Source organism: Burkholderia sp. BE17, assembly GCF_009362305.1.
Classification (GTDB): domain Bacteria; phylum Pseudomonadota; class Gammaproteobacteria; order Burkholderiales; family Burkholderiaceae; genus Burkholderia; species Burkholderia pyrrocinia_C.
Map to the genome: position 1 here is coordinate 60,491 of NZ_WHNU01000042.1, position 16,494 is coordinate 76,984.

Consider the following 16,494-nt stretch of genomic DNA (forward strand, 5'->3'; position numbering starts at 1 on the left):
GGGCAACAAATGGCGGACACCGCAGTGATCGTGGTCGACATGCAGCGCGGGCTGGTGCAGCGGGCGCAGCCCGCGTACCGGCTCGACGATGTGATGTCGGGCATCAACCGGTTGACGGCGGCGGCACGCGCGGCGAACGCGCCCGTGTGCTTCGTGCAGCACGACGGCGATGCGGACGACGACGTCGTGCCCGGCACGCCGGGCTGGGAACTGCATGCGGGGCTGGTCGTCGGGAGCGACGACTGGCGCGTGCGCAAGCAGATGAGCGACTCGTTCCACGACACGCCGCTCGCGGCGCAGCTCGACCGCCATGGCATCCGTTCGGTGCTGATCTGCGGCTATGCGACCGAGTTCTGCGTCGATTCGGCCGCGCGCCGCGCGGCGCTGCTCGGCTACCGGACGACCGTCGTGTCCGACCTGCACACGACGAACGAGCGCGCGCACCTGTCGGCCGCGCAGATCGTCGCGCATCACCACTTCATCTGGGCAAACAATTCGCTGTCGGGCAACGCGGTCACGCCGCGCCCGCTCGCCGACGTGCTCGGTGCGGAGTTCGCATGACGATCAAGGCCGTGGTGTTCGATTTCGGCGGCGTGCTGATCGACTGGAGCCCCGACTACCTTTACCGGCAACTGATTCCCGACGAGGCCGAGCGTCGCTGGTTCCTCACGCATGTCTGCGCGATGGACTGGGTGATTCGCCAGGACGGCGGGCAGACGATCGAGGAAGGCACGGCCGAACTCGTCGCGAAGTTTCCGGAGCACGACGCGCTGATCCGCGCGTTCTATGCGCGCTGGCACGAGATGATCGGCGGCGTGCTCGACGAAGGCGCCGCGCTCGTCGACCGCCTCGACGCGCAGGGGATGCCGCTGTTCGGGCTGACGAACTGGTCCGCGCAGACGTTTCCGTATGCGTGGGACAACTTCCCGGTCCTGCGGCGATTCAGGGATATCGTCGTGTCGGGCCGCGTGAAGCTCGTGAAACCCGATCCGGCGATCTACCGCGAGATGCATGCGCGGATCGAACCGCACCTGCCGGGCATCGCGCCGCACGAGTTCGTATTCATCGACGACAACGCGAAGAACGCCGCGGCCGCGACGGCGCTCGGCTGGCACGGCATTCATCACACGAACGCGGCGGCGACCGAGGCGCGGCTGCGCGAGCTGGGCGCGCTCGCGTAACAAGCAGCGGGCGAGCGCCCGGCAGATAAAAAAAGCGGGCCACGGGCCCGCTTTTTCGTTTTGCCGATCCGGAAGGAAGCGGCCACCTTCGGCATCCGGCCCCGCGTTGCCGCAGTGCCGGGCGCCCGGGCCGCGCCGCTCAGCGGCTGATCGGCTTGTAGCGCAGTCGGTGCGGCTTCGCGGCTTCCTCGCCGAGGCGCGCGCGCTTGTCGGCTTCGTACTCCTGGTAGTTGCCGTCGAAGAACGTGACTTGCGAATCGCCTTCGAACGCGAGGATGTGCGTCGCGATCCGGTCGAGGAACCAGCGATCGTGCGAGATCACCATCACCGAGCCCGCGAATTCGAGCAGCGCGTCTTCCAGCGCGCGCAGCGTTTCGACGTCGAGGTCGTTCGACGGTTCGTCGAGCAGCAGCACGTTGCCGCCCGAGATCAGCGTCTTCGCGAGGTGCAGGCGGCCGCGTTCGCCGCCGGACAGGTTGCCGACGATCTTCTGCTGGTCGCCGCCCTTGAAGTTGAAGCGGCCGATGTACGCGCGCGACGGCGTCTCGTACTTGCCGACCGTCAGCACGTCGGCGCCGCCCGAGATTTCCTCGAACACCGTCTTCGAGCCGTCGAGCGCATCGCGGCTCTGGTCGACGTACGCGAGCTTCACCGTCGGGCCCATCACGACCTCGCCCGAATCCGGCTGCTCCTTGCCCGTCAGCATCCGGAACAGCGTCGACTTGCCGGCGCCGTTCGGGCCGATGATGCCGACGATCGCGCCGGCCGGGATCTTCAGGTTCAGGTTGTCGATCAGCAGGCGGTCGCCGAACGCCTTGCTGACGTTCTTGAACTCGATCACTTCATTGCCGAGGCGGTCGCCGACCGGAATGAAGATTTCCTGCGTTTCGTTGCGCTTCTGGTATTCCTGGCTGTTCAGCTCCTCGAAGCGCGCGATACGCGCCTTCGACTTCGCCTGGCGGCCCTTCGGGTTCTGGCGCACCCACTCCAGTTCCTTCTTGATCGCCTTCTGGCGCGCCGACTCCGACGCCTCTTCCTGCTTCAGGCGCTCTTCCTTCTGGTCGAGCCAGCTGCTGTAGTTGCCCTTCCACGGAATGCCGTGGCCGCGGTCGAGTTCGAGAATCCACTCGGCCGCGTTGTCGAGGAAGTAGCGATCGTGCGTGACGGCGACGACGGTGCCCGGGAAGCGCACCAGGAACTGTTCGAGCCAGTCGACCGATTCGGCGTCGAGGTGGTTGGTCGGTTCGTCGAGCAGCAGCATGTCGGGCTTTTCGAGCAGCAGCTTGCACAGTGCGACGCGGCGCTTTTCACCGCCCGACAGGTGCTCGATCTTCGCGTCCCACGCCGGCAGGCGCAGCGCGTCGGCGGCCACTTCGAGCTGCTGCTCGGGGCTGCCGCCGTCGCTCGACGCGAGGATCGCCTCGTACTTCGCCTGTTCGGCCGCGAGCGCGTCGAAGTCGGCGTCCGGCTCGGCATACGCCGCGTAGATTTCTTCAAGCTTCTTGTTGGCCTGGAACAGGTCGCCGAGGCCTTCCTCGACGGCTTCGCGCACCGTCTTCGTCGGGTCGAGCTGCGGCTCCTGCGGCAGGTAGCCGATGTTCAGGTTCGGCATCGGCGTCGCTTCGCCTTCGATGTCCTTGTCGACGCCCGCCATGATGCGGATCAGCGTCGACTTGCCCGAGCCGTTCAGGCCGAGCACGCCGATCTTCGCGCCGGGAAAGAACGACAGCGAGATGTCCTTCAGGATCTGGCGCTTGGGCGGCACGATCTTGCCGACCCGGTTCATCGTGAAAACGTATTGGGCCATTTGGGTGTGAAAGTCAGAAGTTGAGACGGCCGCGCAGCGCGCTGGCATGGCGGCGTCGGGTGATTCGGTACGGAGCGTGCCGCGCGAGGCGCGGCGGCGTCGCCGTGTGGCGGCGGCGCGAGCGGCTATTGTACTTCGCCGCCGGGTGTCGCTGGCACGACGCAGGCATTCGGGCGCGCGGCGTTCACAGCCATGCGGCCACGCCGCCGTGCCCCGAGCACGTGCCGCGCCGATGGCGGCTGAAGCTGTACGTGCCGTCGCGGCAGCGCGCGCTCGCGCCGTCGGGCACGCGGCCCGATTTCGAATGTGCGGGCGCATGCACGGTTTCGCCGTCGCGGTTGCGATATGTGTCGTGACGGTCGAGATCGGCTTCGTTGCCGTAGCCGGGCGGCGTACGGTACGCATGCGCGGAAGGAGGCAGGGCGGCGCACGCGACGAAGAGCGCGATCGACAGCGTCGCGACGTGCGTCGCGCGGCGGAGCAGGGCAGTCATGGTCTCTCTCGGTCTGTTGTTATCGATGTCGGGCCGATGGCCCGCGCCGCATGTTAGCCGATCGGCCAAGGGGGGCGCCGGTGCCTCGCGGTGAAGCGACGTTACGTCGCGCCGGACATCGACGCCGCGCCGTCGGCCTGCGCGGCGTCGAGAATCCACCGGCGGAACGCGGCGACCTTCGGCCGTTCCGCATGATGCGGCGGATAGACGAGGTAGTACGCGAAATCGTCGAGCCACGCGACGTCGGCGAGCTGCACGAGCCGGCCGCTTTCGAGCTCGCCGCGCACCATCGCGGCCGGCAGCAGCCCGGCACCCTGGCCGGCGACGATCGCCTGCAGCAACAGGCCCGAGTCGTCGAACGCGGGGCCGCGCGGCGGGCCGAAATCGTCGATCCGCTGCGCACCGAACCAGATGTGCCAGCCCTTGCGCTCGGCGTCGTGCAGGTGCGGCCAGCCGACGAGATCGGCCGGCGTCGTCGGCATGCCGAGCCGCGCGACGAGTTCGGGCGACGCGAGCGCGACGATTTCCACCGTCAGCAGGCGTTCGCTGCACAGCCCGATGTAGCGCCCGAGGCCGTGACGGATCGCGACGTCGACGCCGTCGCGCGAGAAATCCGCGAGGGCATGGCTCGTGACGATCTGCAGGTCGACGTCCGGGCACGCGTGCCGGAACTGCGCGAGGCGCGGCACGAGCCACGCGGACGCGAAGAACGGCGTGACGCTCACGGTCAGCACGCCGCTGTCGGCGGCACACGACACGCGCTGCGACGCATCGGCGATCTGCCGGAACGCATTGCGCACCGGCGGCAGGTAGTCGCGGCCGGCGGCCGTCAGCAGGATGCCGCGGTTGACGCGCTCGAACAGCTGCACGCCGAGATGCGTCTCGAGCGTGCGGATCATCTGGCTCACCGCGCCGGGCGTGACCGACAGCTCCTCGGCCGCCGACTTCACCGACAGGTGGCGGGCGGCCGCTTCGAATGCACGCAGCGCGTTGAGTGGCGGCAGGCGGGAACGATTCATTCAGTTTCTCTAAAGCGAAAGGCCGACGAAATATCGTTTGAGACGACGCGTACGCGCGAGTACCGTTGTCACATCGGATCGCATTCTTCAGGGCTGCCTCGCGGCGGCCGATGCGATCAACATAGTTCAACTATATCCATGAGGCAATCCGGACGCCGCGCGGCGTCCGGAGGGACCTGAGAGGAGCATCGTCATGAACCGTCCGGGCGCGTCGCGCCTTTTCTACGGCTGGTACGTGGTTGCGGCCGCGTTCGCCGTCACGTTCGTCGGGTTCGGCAGCGCGTATACGTTCAGCGCGTTCGTCGAGTCGCTGCAGCGCGATTTCGCCGCATCGCGCGGGCAGATCTCGCTCGTGTTCTCGCTCGCCGGCTTCCTGTATTTCGGCTTCGGCATCGTCAGCGGGCCGCTTGCCGATCGCTTCGGCTCGCGGCGGCTCGCCGTCGCCGGGATGCTGCTGACGGGTGCCGGGCTCGCGGCCGCCGGCGCCGCGCGCACGCTGCTGCAGGTCTATGTCGCGTACGGGCTCGGTGTCGGTCTCGGCGTCGGCTGCGCGTACGTGCCGGCTGTCGGGGCCGTGCAGCGCTGGTTCGTGCGGCGGCGCGGCTTCGCGTCGGGACTCGCGGTCGCGGGGATCGGCGTCGGCACGCTCGTGATGCCGCCGCTCGCGTCCGCGCTGATCGCGCATGTCGGCTGGCGCGGTGCTTATTTCACGCTGGCAGTGCTCGCGGTGGTCCTGGGGGCAGGCATGTCGCTGCTGATCGAGAACGATCCGCGCGGCCGCGGGTTGTTGCCGGATGGCGATGCGGCCGGCGATGGCGGCCGGAAGGCCGGCGCTTCCGTAGCCGGCAAGGCTGCCACGTCCGTGCACGCCGGCGCGACGGTGCGCGAGGCCGTCACGTCGCGGCCGTTCGCGAGCCTCTACGCCGCCTGTCTCGTATGCTCGTTCGGTGTATTCGTCCCGTTCGTCCACCTCGTACCGTACGCGCTCGATCATGGCATCGCGCCGTCGACGGCCGTGCTGCTGCTCGGTGCGATCGGCGTCGGCAGCACGGCCGGCCGCTTTTTCCTCGGCGGCCTCGCCGACCGCTTCGGCCGCCGCGCATCGCTGCTCGCGATGTTCGCGGGCATGGCCGTCGCGCTCGTTGCGTGGGCGGGCGCCGGCACCGTTGAGACGCTTGCCGCGTTCGCACTCGTGTTCGGCGTGTTCTACGGCGGCTGGGTCGCCGTGCTGCCGGCGGTCGTGATGGACTATTTCGGCGGCCGCAACGTGAGCGCGATCATCGGCATCCTGTACACGAGCGTCGCGTTCGGCACGCTGATCGGGCCGGCTGCCGCCGGCTTCATCTACGACGCGGGGGGCGGCTATCTCGTGCCGATCCTCGCGAGCGCCGTCGCGAATGCGATCGCGTTCGCCATCGTCGCGACCACCGGACGCGCGCCGGTGGCCGCGCGAGCGACCGGCGGATAGGCGCACGCCGCTGGGCGCGCCGCGCGATTTCCGATAGGGTGGCCGGACCGTCAACCGTCGACCAACGGTCGGGGAGGCATCGTGACATTCGACGAAGTCCGGCAGATCGCGCTGGCGTGGCGCGGCGTCGAGGAAGGCACGTCGTACGGCACGCCCGCGCTCAAGGTGAAGGGCAGGCTGCTCGCGCGGCTGCGCGAGGACGGCGACACGCTCGTGGTGAAGGGCGTCGGCCCCGACGAGCGCGCGTGGCTGATCGAATCGGAGCCCGATGTGTATTACGTGACTGATCACTACACAGGCTGGCCGATCGTGCTGGTGCGCCTGTCGGCCGCGCATCCCGACGCCGTGAAAAACCTGCTTCTGCGAGAATGGCACGCGATCGTGCCGGCCAAATGGCGGGACGAAGCCGCGCGCGGCGGGAGCTGAGCGTCCGGAGCGCGACGCTGCCGGATTGCCTTTGACGGAAGCCCCCTGACGGTGCGCAAGCCGCGCCGCCCCGACCACTTGTTGCATCGGTTCGCATCGATGCAACAAGTGGTTCCATCGAAATTCTTCAATTGGTTCTTAGTGAAGAACCGTTTGATGCTTACACTCCTTCGCTTCGAAGGCGGCTGACGAAAGCCGACGGAACGGGCGCACGCGATGCGCCGGCGCCTCGTGCGCCGCATCGCCCACGCAGCTTCGCAGACTGCGCGGCGTACCGACCCGAACGGCCCCATCCGGCCCCATGCCCGCGTGCGACGCACGCGCGGTCGCAGCCGGATTCAAGAACGACAACTCCCCGCGCCGCCTTCACGCGACACCCGGTCGTACCGGAACCGTTTTTTGGAGAGAGACAGATGAGTGGAAGCAACACAGGCCTCGGCACGGGCCTGAAGCAGCGTCACGTGACGATGATGTCGATTGCCGGCGTCATCGGCGCCGGTTTGTTCGTCGGCTCCGGCCACGCGATCGCGGAAGCCGGTCCGGCGTCGATACTCGCGTACGCGATCGCGGGCGTGCTGGTCGTCCTGGTGATGCGCATGCTCGGCGAGATGGCCGTCGCGCATCCGGACAGCGGCTCGTTCTCGACCTATGCCGATCGCGCGATCGGCCACTGGGCCGGCTTCTCGATCGGCTGGCTGTACTGGTGGTTCTGGGTGCTCGTGATCCCGATCGAGGCAACGGCTGCGGCAACCATCCTCAATGCATGGTTCCCGGGCATCGCGACCTGGATCTTTGCGCTCGGCATCACTCTGCTGCTCACCGTCACCAACCTCTTTTCCGTCAAGAACTACGGCGAATTCGAATTCTGGTTTGCGCTGATCAAGGTCGTCGCGATCGTCGTGTTCCTGTGCATCGGCGGCGCGGCGATCGTCGGGATCATACCGGCGCCGGCCGTATCGGGCGTGTCGAACCTGTTCGCGCATCAGGGCTTCATGCCGAACGGCGCCGGTGCGGTGCTGGCGGCGATGCTGACGACGATGTTCTCGTTCCTCGGCACCGAGATCGTGACGATCGCGGCCGCCGAATCGGACAACCCGCAGCGCCAGATCGTGCGCGCGACCAACTCGGTGATCTGGCGCATCACGCTGTTCTATCTCGGTTCGATTCTCGTCGTCGCGGCCATCGTGCCGTGGAACGACCCGCTGCTGCCGAAGCACGGCTCGTATCAGCGCGCGATGGAGCTGATCGGCATCCCGAACGCGAAGGCGATCATCGACGTAATCGTGCTCGTATCGGTCGCGAGCTGCCTGAATTCGGCGCTGTACACGGCGTCGCGGATGCTGTTCTCGCTGTCGAAGCGCAAGGACGCGCCTGCGTTCCTGCATCGCACCGATTCGACCGGCACGCCGCGTGCGGCCGTGCTCGCGTCGACGGCATTCGGCTTCGTGACCGTGATCGCGAACTACCTGATGCCGGAGCAGGTGTTCGGCTTCCTGCTCGCGACGTCGGGCGCGATCGCGCTGCTCGTGTATCTCGTGATCGCGATCTCGCAACTGCGGATGCGCAAGACGCTCGAATCGAGCGGCGCCGACCTGACGCTGCGGATGTGGCTGTTCCCGTGGCTCACGTGGGCCGTGATCCTGTTCATCTGCGGCACGCTGACCGTGATGTTCGTCAGCGAGGATCACCGGATGGAAGTCGGTGCGACTGCCGTGCTGGCGTTGATCGTGCTGTTTGCGTCGTGGCTGAACAAGCGCGGCCGCGATGCGCAGGCGAGCGCGGGGCGGCGGGTGTCGGCGACGTGATGGAGTGATGTGACGGCATGGCGGTGAGCCGCCTGTCATGAACGTGGCCCGATCGGCGTTAGCCGGTCGGGCCATTTGTTTTGTCGAGGTAAACGGATGCACTTACCCGTGGCAACCCAGGGCGGTCGGCAATAGGGCGCGGCGTTGAAATTTGGAGTCGCAAAAATCGAACTCGTCTGATTTCATCGACGACGGCAACTTCATACATTGATCCCTTCGACAACCGAAGTGAATGATGAAATCGACGCGCGATCAGCGGTCGTGCCGGGAGGGTGGCAGATGGCGAATGAGAACATGCGGTTGAGTGAAGCGGGTTGGGCTGAACTGCGTCTGCGGGAAAGCGCGGTCATGGCGTACTACAACGATCAGGCGAACAACTGTACCTATGGCGTCGGGACGCTTGCTCATACCGGGCCGTGCACCCAGGAAGAACTGCGGAGGCCGGTTACGCCGGTGCAAGTGAATGCGCAACTCGCGGTCCGTGTCGGCCGGGCGGAGGCCGCCGTGCGACGCCATGTCCCGACTCGGCAATTGACGCAGTTGCAATTCGACGAACTCGTCAGCTATACCTACAATGCCGGTAACACTGGCGCACTGGCCGCGCTCCGTTCCGCGAATCAGAGCAACGACGCTGGCGTGGTGTCGCACATGAATCAGCGTGTCTGGATTCATCCGCGAGACGCGAATGGGCGCCGCCTGGCACCTGTTCGTTCGACCGGCCTTCTTAACCGGCGTCGGCTCGAATCGGCGCCGTTCCAGCCACAGCAGGGGGCGCAGTGAGAAGGGCCATGATCGGGTTGTTCGTGCTGGCGTCGGTGAGTGTGTTTGCCGGCCAGACGCCGGCCGATGAGATAGCGGCACGCAGCGGTTTGCCGGCGAGCGAGGTCGACGCGCTGCTCAGCGACTGCGATTCGAATCAGACAAGCATGAATTTCTGTGCGTGGCGCGATCAACTCGTCGCCGAGCGAGAATTGCAGCAGGTTGTCGACAAGCAGGTGAATCAGCAGCCACAGCGCAAGAAGGCGCTCGATGTGCGGATCGCAAAGTGGAAGAAGGCGCGCGACACATCATGCGAAAAATCGGCGCGCAAAGCATGGGGCGACGGTTCGATGCGTCCTGCAGCACAGGCGATCTGCGCGGCGGCGGCGACGAAGGAAATGACGAAAAAATTGTCGGCGAGCGCTTCCCGCAAACCTTCATGAGTCGCTCGGGAATAAAGAAAGGCCCGCTGCTCGCGGGCCTTTCCGGTTTCTGTGACACTGCACGAAACAGCGTCGGTTGATACGCTCAGACGTTGAACAGGAAGTTCATCACATCCCCGTCATGCACGACATATTCCTTCCCTTCCGCGCGCATCTTGCCGGCTTCCTTCGCGCCCTGTTCGCCCTTGTACGTGATGAAATCGTCGAACGCGATCGTCTGCGCGCGGATGAAGCCACGCTCGAAGTCGGTGTGGATCACGCCGGCCGCCTGCGGTGCCGTGTCGCCGGTATGGATCGTCCACGCGCGCACTTCCTTCACGCCTGCGGTGAAGTAAGTCTGCAGGCCGAGCAGCTTGAAGCCCGCGCGGATCACGCGGTCGAGGCCCGGCTCTTCCATGCCCATGTCGGCGAGGAATGCTTCCTTGTCCGCGTCGTCGAGATCGGCGATTTCCGCCTCGATCGCCGCGCACACGGCGACCACCGGCGCATTCTCGCTTTCCGCATACTTGCGCACCGCATCGAGGTGCGGGTTGTTCTCGAAGCCGTCATCCTTCACGTTGGCCACATACATCGCCGGCTTCGCGGTGATCAGGCAGAACGGCTTGAGCAGCGCCTCTTCGTCGTCCGACAGCGCGAGGCCGCGCACGGCCTTGCCCTGGTCGAGCTGCGCGCGCACCTTGTCGAGCACCGCGACGAGCTTGGCCGCTTCCTTGTCGTTGCCCGACTTAGCAGCCTTCGAATAGCGCGTGAGTGCCTTCTCGACGGTACCGAGGTCGGCGAGCGCGAGTTCGGTATTGATCACCTCGATGTCGTCGATCGGGCTGACCTTGCCGGCGACGTGAATGACGTTCTCGTCCTCGAAGCAGCGCACGACGTGCGTGATCGCATCGGTTTCGCGGATGTTCGCGAGGAACTGGTTGCCGAGGCCTTCACCCTTGCTCGCGCCCGCGACGAGGCCGGCGATGTCGACGAATTCGACGACGGCCGGCACGACGCGCTCGGGGTTGATGATCTCCGCGAGCGCCTTCAGGCGCGTATCGGGCACTTCGACGATGCCGACGTTCGGCTCGATCGTGCAGAACGGGTAGTTCTCGGCGGCGATGCCGGCCTTGGTCAGCGCATTGAACAGGGTGGACTTGCCGACGTTGGGCAAGCCGACGATGCCGCATTTGAGGCTCATGGAATCCTTCGAACGGGTAAAGCGGCGCGGCCGGACAGGGCACGGCGGCGCGGGAATAAAGGGCGGCCGGCGCTTGGGGCGCGGCGGGCCGACGGTCAAAGGCGCTATTGTACCGTGCCGACGCCACGGTTTCCGGGCTTGCGCCGATCGGCCGATGCGGCGGGCCGCCGCGCCGCCGCGTCCACCTGCGATTCTGCTGATTTCCCGCAAAGTCCGGCCGCGTAAGGGTTTGGCCCCACGGCTATAATGCCCGCCATGACTGCCCACCACTCCTTCGACGTCGCCGTGGTCGGCGGCGGGCTCGTCGGCAAGACCGCCGCGCTCGCGCTGACCCAGTCCGGCTACAAGACCGCCTTGCTCGCCCAGCCGGCCACGCCGCGCCCCGCCGATCTCGCGTTCGACACACGCGTCTACGCGCTGTCGTCCAGCTCGCAGGCATTGCTCGAGCGGCTGCGGGTCTGGCAGGCGCTCGACCACAGCCGGCTCGCGCCCGTCTACGACATGCGCGTGTACGGCGATGCGCACGCCGAACTGCATTTCTCAGCGTACCAGGCCTCCGTGCCGCAGCTTGCGTGGATCGCCGAATCGTCGCTGGTCGAGACGTCGCTCGACGCCGCGCTGCGGTTCCAGCCGAACCTCACGTGGTTCGATGCGCGCGCGCAGGGCTTCGACGTGCGCGACGATGCGGCCGTGCTCACGCTGTCGTCGGGGCAGGTGCTGGAAGCGGACCTCATCGTCGGCGCCGACGGCGCGCATTCGTGGGTACGGTCCCAAATGGGGGCCAAAGTCGAACGGCGCGACTACCGGCAGACGGGCGTCGTCGCGAACTTCAAGGCATCGCTGCCGCACCGCGAGGCGGCCTATCAGTGGTTCCACGAAGGCGAGATCGTCGCGCTGCTGCCGTTGCCGGACGGCCACGTGTCGCTCGTGTGGTCCGCGCACACCGCGCATGCGGACGAACTGCTCGCACTCGATCCGGCGCAGCTCGCGGCCGAGGTCGAGCGCGTGTCGCACGGCCAGGTCGGCACGCTCGAATGCGTGACGCCGGCCACCGGCTTCCCGCTGGCGCTGCAGACGGTCGACAAGCTGATCGCACCGCGCGTCGCGCTCGTCGGCGATGCCGCGCACCTGATCCACCCGCTCGCGGGGCAGGGGATGAACCTCGGCCTGCGCGACGCCGCGGCGCTCGCCGACGCGATCGCGGGCAAGGAAAGCTTCCGCAACCTCGGCGATACGGTGCTGCTGCGCCGCTACGAGCGTTCGCGCCGCGAGGACATCCGCGCGCTGATGGTCGCGACCGACGGCCTGCAGCGGCTGTTCGCGGTGCCGGGCCCGCTCGCGAAGGCCGTGCGCAATGCGGGCATGGCATTCGTCGGCGCGCAGCCGCTCGTGAAGCGCTGGCTCGTGTCGGCCGCGCTCGGCTGATCGAACCTTCGGCCGATTCGCCGGTCGGACTCGGTTCCGTTACGGCGTACACTGTGCCGTGCATACCGATTGAGCTGAAGGAAGATTTCGATGAAAAAAACGATCCGGATCGCGTCGCTGGCGCTGGCCGTCACGATGGCGACGCTGGGCTGCACCGCGCAGGCCGACCAGACCACCGACAAGCTGAAAGCCACGCTGCAGGCCCGTCTCGGCAACGACGCGCCGATCAAGAGCGTGTCGAAATCGCCGGTCGCGGGCCTTTACGAAGTGAACCTCGGCTCGCAGATCATCTATAGCGACGCGGCGGGCGACTACGTGCTGCTCGGCGACCTCGTCGACACCAAGACGCACAAGAACCTGACCGACGCACGCCTGTCCGAGATCAACAAGATCGACTTCGCGAGCCTGCCGTTCGCGAATGCGATCAAGGTCGTCAAGGGCAACGGCGCACGCAAGATCGCGGTGTTCTCCGATCCGAACTGTCCGTACTGCAAGAAGCTCGAGACGACGCTGCAGTCGATCGACAACGTCACCGTCTACACGTTCCTGTACCCGGTGCTGTCGCCGGATTCGACCGCGAAGTCGAAGGCGATCTGGTGCGCGACCGACCGCGCGAAAACCTGGCAGAGCTGGATGCTCGATCACCGTGCGCCGTCCGGCGCCGGTAGCTGCGATACCAGCGCGCTCGACAAGAACCTCGCGCTTGGCCGCGGGATGAACGTCACGGGCACGCCGACGATCTTCCTGCCGGACGGCCGCCGCCTGCCGGGCGCGGTATCGGCCGACCAGCTCAATCAGGCGCTCGCCTCGAGCAAGTAACCGACCGACATGCCGGGCCGCATGGCCCGGCCAGCGAGGGGCGCCCGCGTTATCTGCCGGCGCCTCTCTTCGTTTTCGCCGCCCCGACCGATTGCCACGATGACCCAGCCGATCCGCTATTCGATTGTCCCGAAAGATCTTGCCGCGCACCTGTTCGAAGTGTCGGTCACGGTTGCCGACCCCGACCCCGCAGGCCAGCGCTTCTCGCTGCCGGTGTGGATTCCGGGCAGCTACCTCGTGCGCGAGTTCGCGCGCAACATCGTGACGCTCGGCGCGTTCAACGACGCAGGCCGCAAGGTGCGGATCGCGAAGACCGACAAGCACACGTGGCAGGCCGCGCCCGTGAGCGGCGCGCTGACGCTGCGCTACGACGTGTATGCGTGGGACCTGTCGGTGCGTTCCGCGTATCTCGACGAATCGGGCGGCTTCTTCAACGCGACGGCCGTGTTCCTGAGCGTCGCCGGCCGCGAGGACGCGCCGTGCGAAGTCGACATCGCGAAGCCGGCCGGCGCGGCGTTCCGCGCGTGGCGCGTCGGCACTGCGCTGCCCGAGGTGCGCGGCACGAAGCGCTACGGCTTCGGTGCGTATCGCGCAGCGAACTACGACGAACTTTCCGACCATCCGGTGACGATCGGCGAATTCGCGCTCGCGACGTTCGACGCGCACGGCGTGCCGCACGACATCGTGGTCGCGGGGCGCGTGACGCAGCTCGACCTGGAGCGGCTGCGTACCGACCTGAAACGCGTGTGCGAAGCGCAGATCGCGCTGTTCGAGCCGAAATCGAAGAAGGCGCCGATGGACCGCTACGTGTTCATGACGCTCGCGGTCAGCGACGGCTACGGCGGCCTCGAGCATCGCGCATCGACCGCGCTGATCTGCAACCGCACCGACCTGCCGGTGAAGGGGCGGCCCGAGACGACGGAAGGCTATCGCACGTATCTCGGCCTGTGCAGCCACGAGTACTTCCACACGTGGAACGTGAAGCGCATCAAGCCGGCGGCGTTCGTGCCGTACGACCTGACACGCGAGAACTACACGTCGCTGCTGTGGCTGTTCGAGGGTTTCACGTCGTATTACGACGACCTGATGCTGGTGCGCAGCGGGCTGATGTCGCAGGACGAATATTTCGCGGCGCTCGGCCGCACGATCGGCGGTGTGCTGCGCGGCACTGGGCGACTCAAGCAGAGCGTCGCGGAAAGCTCGTTCGACGCGTGGATCAAGTACTACCGCCAGGACGAGAACGCGACCAACGCGATCGTCAGCTACTACACGAAGGGTTCGCTCGTCGCGCTCGCGTTCGATCTCGCGATCCGCGCGCAGACGCGCAACCGGAAGTCGCTCGACGACGTGATGCGCCTGCTGTGGCAACGCTACGGTCGCGATTTCTATCGCGGCAAGCAGGCGGGCGTCGCGGAAGACGAAGTCGAGACGCTGATCGAAGAAGCGACGGGCGTCGCGCTCGGCCGTCTGTTCGCCGACGCCGTGCACGGCACGCGCGACCTGCCGCTCGGCGAGCTGCTCGCGCCGTTCGGCGTGACGCTCGCGCCGGATATCGCGAACGGCGCGGCCGCGAAGCCGACGATCGGTGCGCGCTTGCGCGGCGGTGCGGACTGCACGTTCGCGGCTGTCTATGAAGGCGGCGCCGCGCATCGCGCGGGGCTGTCGGCCGGCGACACGCTGATCGCGGTCGACGGGCTGCGCGTCACGGGCACCAACCTCGATGCGCTGCTCGCACGCTACCGGCCGGGCGACAAGGTGGAAGTTCACGCGTTTCGCCGCGACGAACTGCGCACGGCGAAACTGAAGCTCGACGGCCCGGAGGTGACGCGCTACCGGCTGACGGCGGCAGCGAAGCCGGTCGCGGCATCGAAGGCCCGGGAGGCCTGGCTGAAGGGCTGAGTGCACGGCATCGGAAATCGGGGTGCGATCAAGGATTGTTCTGCTGCTGCAACAATCCGTCGCCCTGAACCCGCTTTTTCCGGCAAATGCGGCCACGCACAATGGCGTCACTCGCGCTACCGAAGCGCAGCCCAACCGGAGCCTGACATGACGACCATTCTGCAAATCAATTCCGCTGCGCGTTCGCAAGGCGCGCAATCCACGCTGCTGGCCAACGAACTGACGGCAAAGCTGCAACAATCGAACCCCGGCGCGCAGGTCGTGGTTCGCGATCTGCTGGCCGATGCGCTGCCGCACCTCGACGAATCGGTGCTCGGCGCGTTCTTCACGCCGGCTGACCAGCGCAGCGCGGAGCAGAATGCGATCGTCGCGAAGAGCGATGCGCTGATCGCCGAACTGCAGGCCGCCGACATCGTCGTGATCGGCGCACCGATGTACAACTTCGGCGTGTCGTCGCAACTGAAGACGTACTTCGACTGGATCGCGCGTGCAGGCGTCACGTTCCGCTACACCGAGAACGGTCCTGAAGGTCTGATCAAGGGCAAGAAGGTCCACGTGGTGACGGCCCGCGGCGGCAAGTACCTGGGTACGCCGAACGACAGCCAGACGCCGTTCCTGCGCACGTTCCTCGGCTTCATCGGTTTGACCGACGTGAGCTTCATCCACGCGGAAGGCCTGAATCTCGGGCCGGATGCGCAGAGCGCCGCGCTCGCCGGCGCACGCGAAGCGATCGCTGCCGCGTAAGGTCGATGCGGGTGCGTTACACCCGTTGCGCCGTCCGATAAAAAACGCCGCGTCCCGAAAGGGGCGCGGCGTTTTTGTCATGCGGACGAAAGCGGAAAGCGAACAGCCGTTACGCGAGCGTTTCGGCCACTTCCGGCAGGCGCCAGTTGATCGGTTCGCGGCCTGCTTCGACCAGATAGTCGTTCGCGAGCGTGAAATGGCGGCAGCCGAGGAAGCCGCGGTGCGCGGACAGCGGCGACGGATGCGGCGCCTCGAGCACGCAATGCGCACTCGTGTCGAACAGTGCGCGCTTCGCCTGCGCGTGCGCGCCCCACAGCATGAAGACGAGCCCGCGATGGCGGCCGGCGAGTTCGCGGATCAGCGTGTCCGTGCATTGCTCCCAGCCGCGCTTCGCGTGGCTCGCGGCCGCGCCGCGCTCGACCGTCAGCACGGTGTTGAGCAGCAGCACGCCCTGGCGCGCCCACGTGTCGAGGCAGCCGTGGCGCGGCGTGTCGTGACCGAAGTTAGCGGCGATTTCCTTGAAGATGTTGCGCAGCGACGGCGGCGTGCGGACGGCCGGCGGCACCGAGAACGCGAGGCCGTGCGCCTGCGGCGTGCCGCGATCGTCGCCGTGGTAGGGGTCCTGGCCGAGGATCACGACCTTCACGTCGTCCGGGCTCGTGAGGCGCAGCGCGCGGAACACGTCGGTCGGGTAGACCGTCTTGCCGGCCGCACGCTCGTCGTCGACGAAGCGGCACAGCGGCGCGTACGCGTCGCTTTCGGTAAAGGGTTTCAGCACGTCGCGCCAGACGGCCGGCAGCGCGTCGAATTGCGCGGCGAGGTGCGGGACGTCGGCGGCAACGGGCTTCGGCGTCGTGGTGGCCGGGGCCGGCACGGCGGCTTTCCTTGCGGGCTTGCGCCCGGCCGCGGGCGCCGCGGAAACCGGAAACGGAATATCGGCCGGTGCCGTTTCCGGCACGGGATCGTCGAACAGCGACGCCTGTTGCGGCGCGCGGGAAGTCTTGCGGGTTGCCATGCGTGATGCGT

General features: G+C 67.0%; 16 protein-coding genes. 11 read left to right on the forward strand and 5 right to left on the reverse strand.

Annotation, left to right across the window (positions count from 1 at the left end; translation table 11 throughout):
* Positions 1 to 9 precede the first annotated feature (9 nt).
* Both GD429_RS30740 and GD429_RS30745 read left to right on the forward strand, forming a co-directional pair.
* Positions 10 to 561: a cysteine hydrolase family protein gene (locus GD429_RS30740; protein WP_152862718.1), complete on the forward strand. Its 552-nt coding sequence runs from the start codon at positions 10 to 12 to the stop codon at positions 559 to 561.
* The gene (locus GD429_RS30745) at positions 558 to 1,181 is read left to right on the forward strand and encodes an HAD family hydrolase (protein ID WP_152862720.1); all 624 of its coding nucleotides are present in this window, start codon (positions 558 to 560) and stop codon (positions 1,179 to 1,181) included. The genes GD429_RS30740 and GD429_RS30745 overlap by 4 nt, the downstream gene beginning before the upstream one ends.
* A gap of 139 nt (positions 1,182 to 1,320) precedes the next feature.
* Here the strand turns inward: GD429_RS30745 and ettA are convergent, their stop codons facing one another.
* The 3 genes from ettA to gcvA all read right to left on the reverse strand — a co-directional run bounded on the left by ettA (position 1,321) and on the right by gcvA (position 4,500).
* Positions 1,321 to 2,988, reverse strand: coding sequence for an energy-dependent translational throttle protein EttA (ettA, locus tag GD429_RS30750; protein WP_072443022.1), 1,668 nt, complete (start codon positions 2,986 to 2,988; stop codon positions 1,321 to 1,323).
* A 184-nt stretch (positions 2,989 to 3,172) separates the two neighbouring features.
* Complete coding sequence (locus GD429_RS30755; RefSeq protein ID WP_152862722.1) at positions 3,173 to 3,481, reverse strand: DUF3761 domain-containing protein; 309 nt, start codon at positions 3,479 to 3,481, stop codon at positions 3,173 to 3,175.
* A 101-nt stretch (positions 3,482 to 3,582) separates the two neighbouring features.
* Positions 3,583 to 4,500 (reverse strand): transcriptional regulator GcvA, encoded by a 918-nt coding sequence (gcvA, locus tag GD429_RS30760; protein ID WP_152862724.1) that lies wholly within the window; start codon positions 4,498 to 4,500, stop codon positions 3,583 to 3,585.
* Between the two features lie 193 nt (positions 4,501 to 4,693).
* On the opposite strand from gcvA, the gene GD429_RS30765 reads away from it, so the two are divergent.
* The 5 genes from GD429_RS30765 (at position 4,694) to GD429_RS30785 (ending at position 9,401) form a co-directional block, all read left to right on the forward strand.
* The gene (locus GD429_RS30765) at positions 4,694 to 5,968 is read left to right on the forward strand and encodes an MFS transporter (RefSeq protein WP_152862726.1); all 1,275 of its coding nucleotides are present in this window, start codon (positions 4,694 to 4,696) and stop codon (positions 5,966 to 5,968) included.
* An 81-nt stretch (positions 5,969 to 6,049) separates the two neighbouring features.
* Positions 6,050 to 6,394, forward strand: coding sequence for an MmcQ/YjbR family DNA-binding protein (locus GD429_RS30770; RefSeq protein ID WP_321575006.1), 345 nt, complete (start codon positions 6,050 to 6,052; stop codon positions 6,392 to 6,394).
* A gap of 413 nt (positions 6,395 to 6,807) precedes the next feature.
* Positions 6,808 to 8,199 (forward strand): GABA permease, encoded by a 1,392-nt coding sequence (gene gabP, locus GD429_RS30775; protein WP_152862728.1) that lies wholly within the window; start codon positions 6,808 to 6,810, stop codon positions 8,197 to 8,199.
* 279 nt (positions 8,200 to 8,478) lie between these two features.
* Positions 8,479 to 8,979 (forward strand): lysozyme, encoded by a 501-nt coding sequence (locus GD429_RS30780; RefSeq protein WP_152862772.1) that lies wholly within the window; start codon positions 8,479 to 8,481, stop codon positions 8,977 to 8,979.
* A gap of 8 nt (positions 8,980 to 8,987) precedes the next feature.
* Positions 8,988 to 9,401 carry a lysozyme inhibitor LprI family protein gene (locus GD429_RS30785; RefSeq protein ID WP_152862730.1) on the forward strand — a complete coding sequence of 138 codons (414 nt, stop codon included), beginning with the start codon at positions 8,988 to 8,990 and terminating at the stop codon, positions 9,399 to 9,401.
* An 85-nt stretch (positions 9,402 to 9,486) separates the two neighbouring features.
* Here the strand turns inward: GD429_RS30785 and ychF are convergent, their stop codons facing one another.
* Positions 9,487 to 10,581, reverse strand: coding sequence for a redox-regulated ATPase YchF (gene ychF, locus GD429_RS30790; RefSeq protein WP_034183720.1), 1,095 nt, complete (start codon positions 10,579 to 10,581; stop codon positions 9,487 to 9,489).
* Between the two features lie 246 nt (positions 10,582 to 10,827).
* Between ychF and GD429_RS30795 the strand changes: the two genes are divergently transcribed.
* The 4 genes from GD429_RS30795 (at position 10,828) to GD429_RS30810 (ending at position 15,468) form a co-directional block, all read left to right on the forward strand.
* Positions 10,828 to 12,006 (forward strand): UbiH/UbiF family hydroxylase, encoded by a 1,179-nt coding sequence (locus tag GD429_RS30795; protein ID WP_152862732.1) that lies wholly within the window; start codon positions 10,828 to 10,830, stop codon positions 12,004 to 12,006.
* A 90-nt stretch (positions 12,007 to 12,096) separates the two neighbouring features.
* Positions 12,097 to 12,825, forward strand: coding sequence for a DsbC family protein (locus GD429_RS30800; protein WP_152862733.1), 729 nt, complete (start codon positions 12,097 to 12,099; stop codon positions 12,823 to 12,825).
* Positions 12,826 to 12,924: 99 nt separating this feature from the next.
* Positions 12,925 to 14,724, forward strand: coding sequence for a M61 family metallopeptidase (locus GD429_RS30805; protein WP_152862735.1), 1,800 nt, complete (start codon positions 12,925 to 12,927; stop codon positions 14,722 to 14,724).
* Positions 14,725 to 14,871: 147 nt separating this feature from the next.
* The gene (locus GD429_RS30810) at positions 14,872 to 15,468 is read left to right on the forward strand and encodes an FMN-dependent NADH-azoreductase (RefSeq protein WP_152862737.1); all 597 of its coding nucleotides are present in this window, start codon (positions 14,872 to 14,874) and stop codon (positions 15,466 to 15,468) included.
* Positions 15,469 to 15,577: 109 nt separating this feature from the next.
* Here GD429_RS30810 and GD429_RS30815 read toward each other — a convergent pair whose 3' ends face one another.
* Positions 15,578 to 16,483: a uracil-DNA glycosylase gene (locus GD429_RS30815; protein WP_152862740.1), complete on the reverse strand. Its 906-nt coding sequence runs from the start codon at positions 16,481 to 16,483 to the stop codon at positions 15,578 to 15,580.
* Positions 16,484 to 16,494: the final 11 nt, after the last annotated feature.

Coding starts and splice junctions, on each gene's coding strand:
- GD429_RS30745 (WP_152862720.1), top strand. CDS start 558: ATGACGATCAAGGCCGTGGTGTTCGATTTCGGCGGCGTGCTGATCGAC.
- GD429_RS30810 (WP_152862737.1), top strand. CDS start 14,872: ATGACGACCATTCTGCAAATCAATTCCGCTGCGCGTTCGCAAGGCGCG.
- GD429_RS30780 (WP_152862772.1), top strand. CDS start 8,479: ATGGCGAATGAGAACATGCGGTTGAGTGAAGCGGGTTGGGCTGAACTG.
- gabP (WP_152862728.1), top strand. CDS start 6,808: ATGAGTGGAAGCAACACAGGCCTCGGCACGGGCCTGAAGCAGCGTCAC.
- GD429_RS30740 (WP_152862718.1), top strand. CDS start 10: ATGGCGGACACCGCAGTGATCGTGGTCGACATGCAGCGCGGGCTGGTG.
- ettA (WP_072443022.1), bottom strand. CDS start 2,988: ATGGCCCAATACGTTTTCACGATGAACCGGGTCGGCAAGATCGTGCCG.
- GD429_RS30800 (WP_152862733.1), top strand. CDS start 12,097: ATGAAAAAAACGATCCGGATCGCGTCGCTGGCGCTGGCCGTCACGATG.
- GD429_RS30805 (WP_152862735.1), top strand. CDS start 12,925: ATGACCCAGCCGATCCGCTATTCGATTGTCCCGAAAGATCTTGCCGCG.
- GD429_RS30765 (WP_152862726.1), top strand. CDS start 4,694: ATGAACCGTCCGGGCGCGTCGCGCCTTTTCTACGGCTGGTACGTGGTT.
- GD429_RS30785 (WP_152862730.1), top strand. CDS start 8,988: ATGATCGGGTTGTTCGTGCTGGCGTCGGTGAGTGTGTTTGCCGGCCAG.
- GD429_RS30755 (WP_152862722.1), bottom strand. CDS start 3,481: ATGACTGCCCTGCTCCGCCGCGCGACGCACGTCGCGACGCTGTCGATC.
- ychF (WP_034183720.1), bottom strand. CDS start 10,581: ATGAGCCTCAAATGCGGCATCGTCGGCTTGCCCAACGTCGGCAAGTCC.
- GD429_RS30815 (WP_152862740.1), bottom strand. CDS start 16,483: ATGGCAACCCGCAAGACTTCCCGCGCGCCGCAACAGGCGTCGCTGTTC.
- gcvA (WP_152862724.1), bottom strand. CDS start 4,500: ATGAATCGTTCCCGCCTGCCGCCACTCAACGCGCTGCGTGCATTCGAA.
- GD429_RS30795 (WP_152862732.1), top strand. CDS start 10,828: ATGCCCGCCATGACTGCCCACCACTCCTTCGACGTCGCCGTGGTCGGC.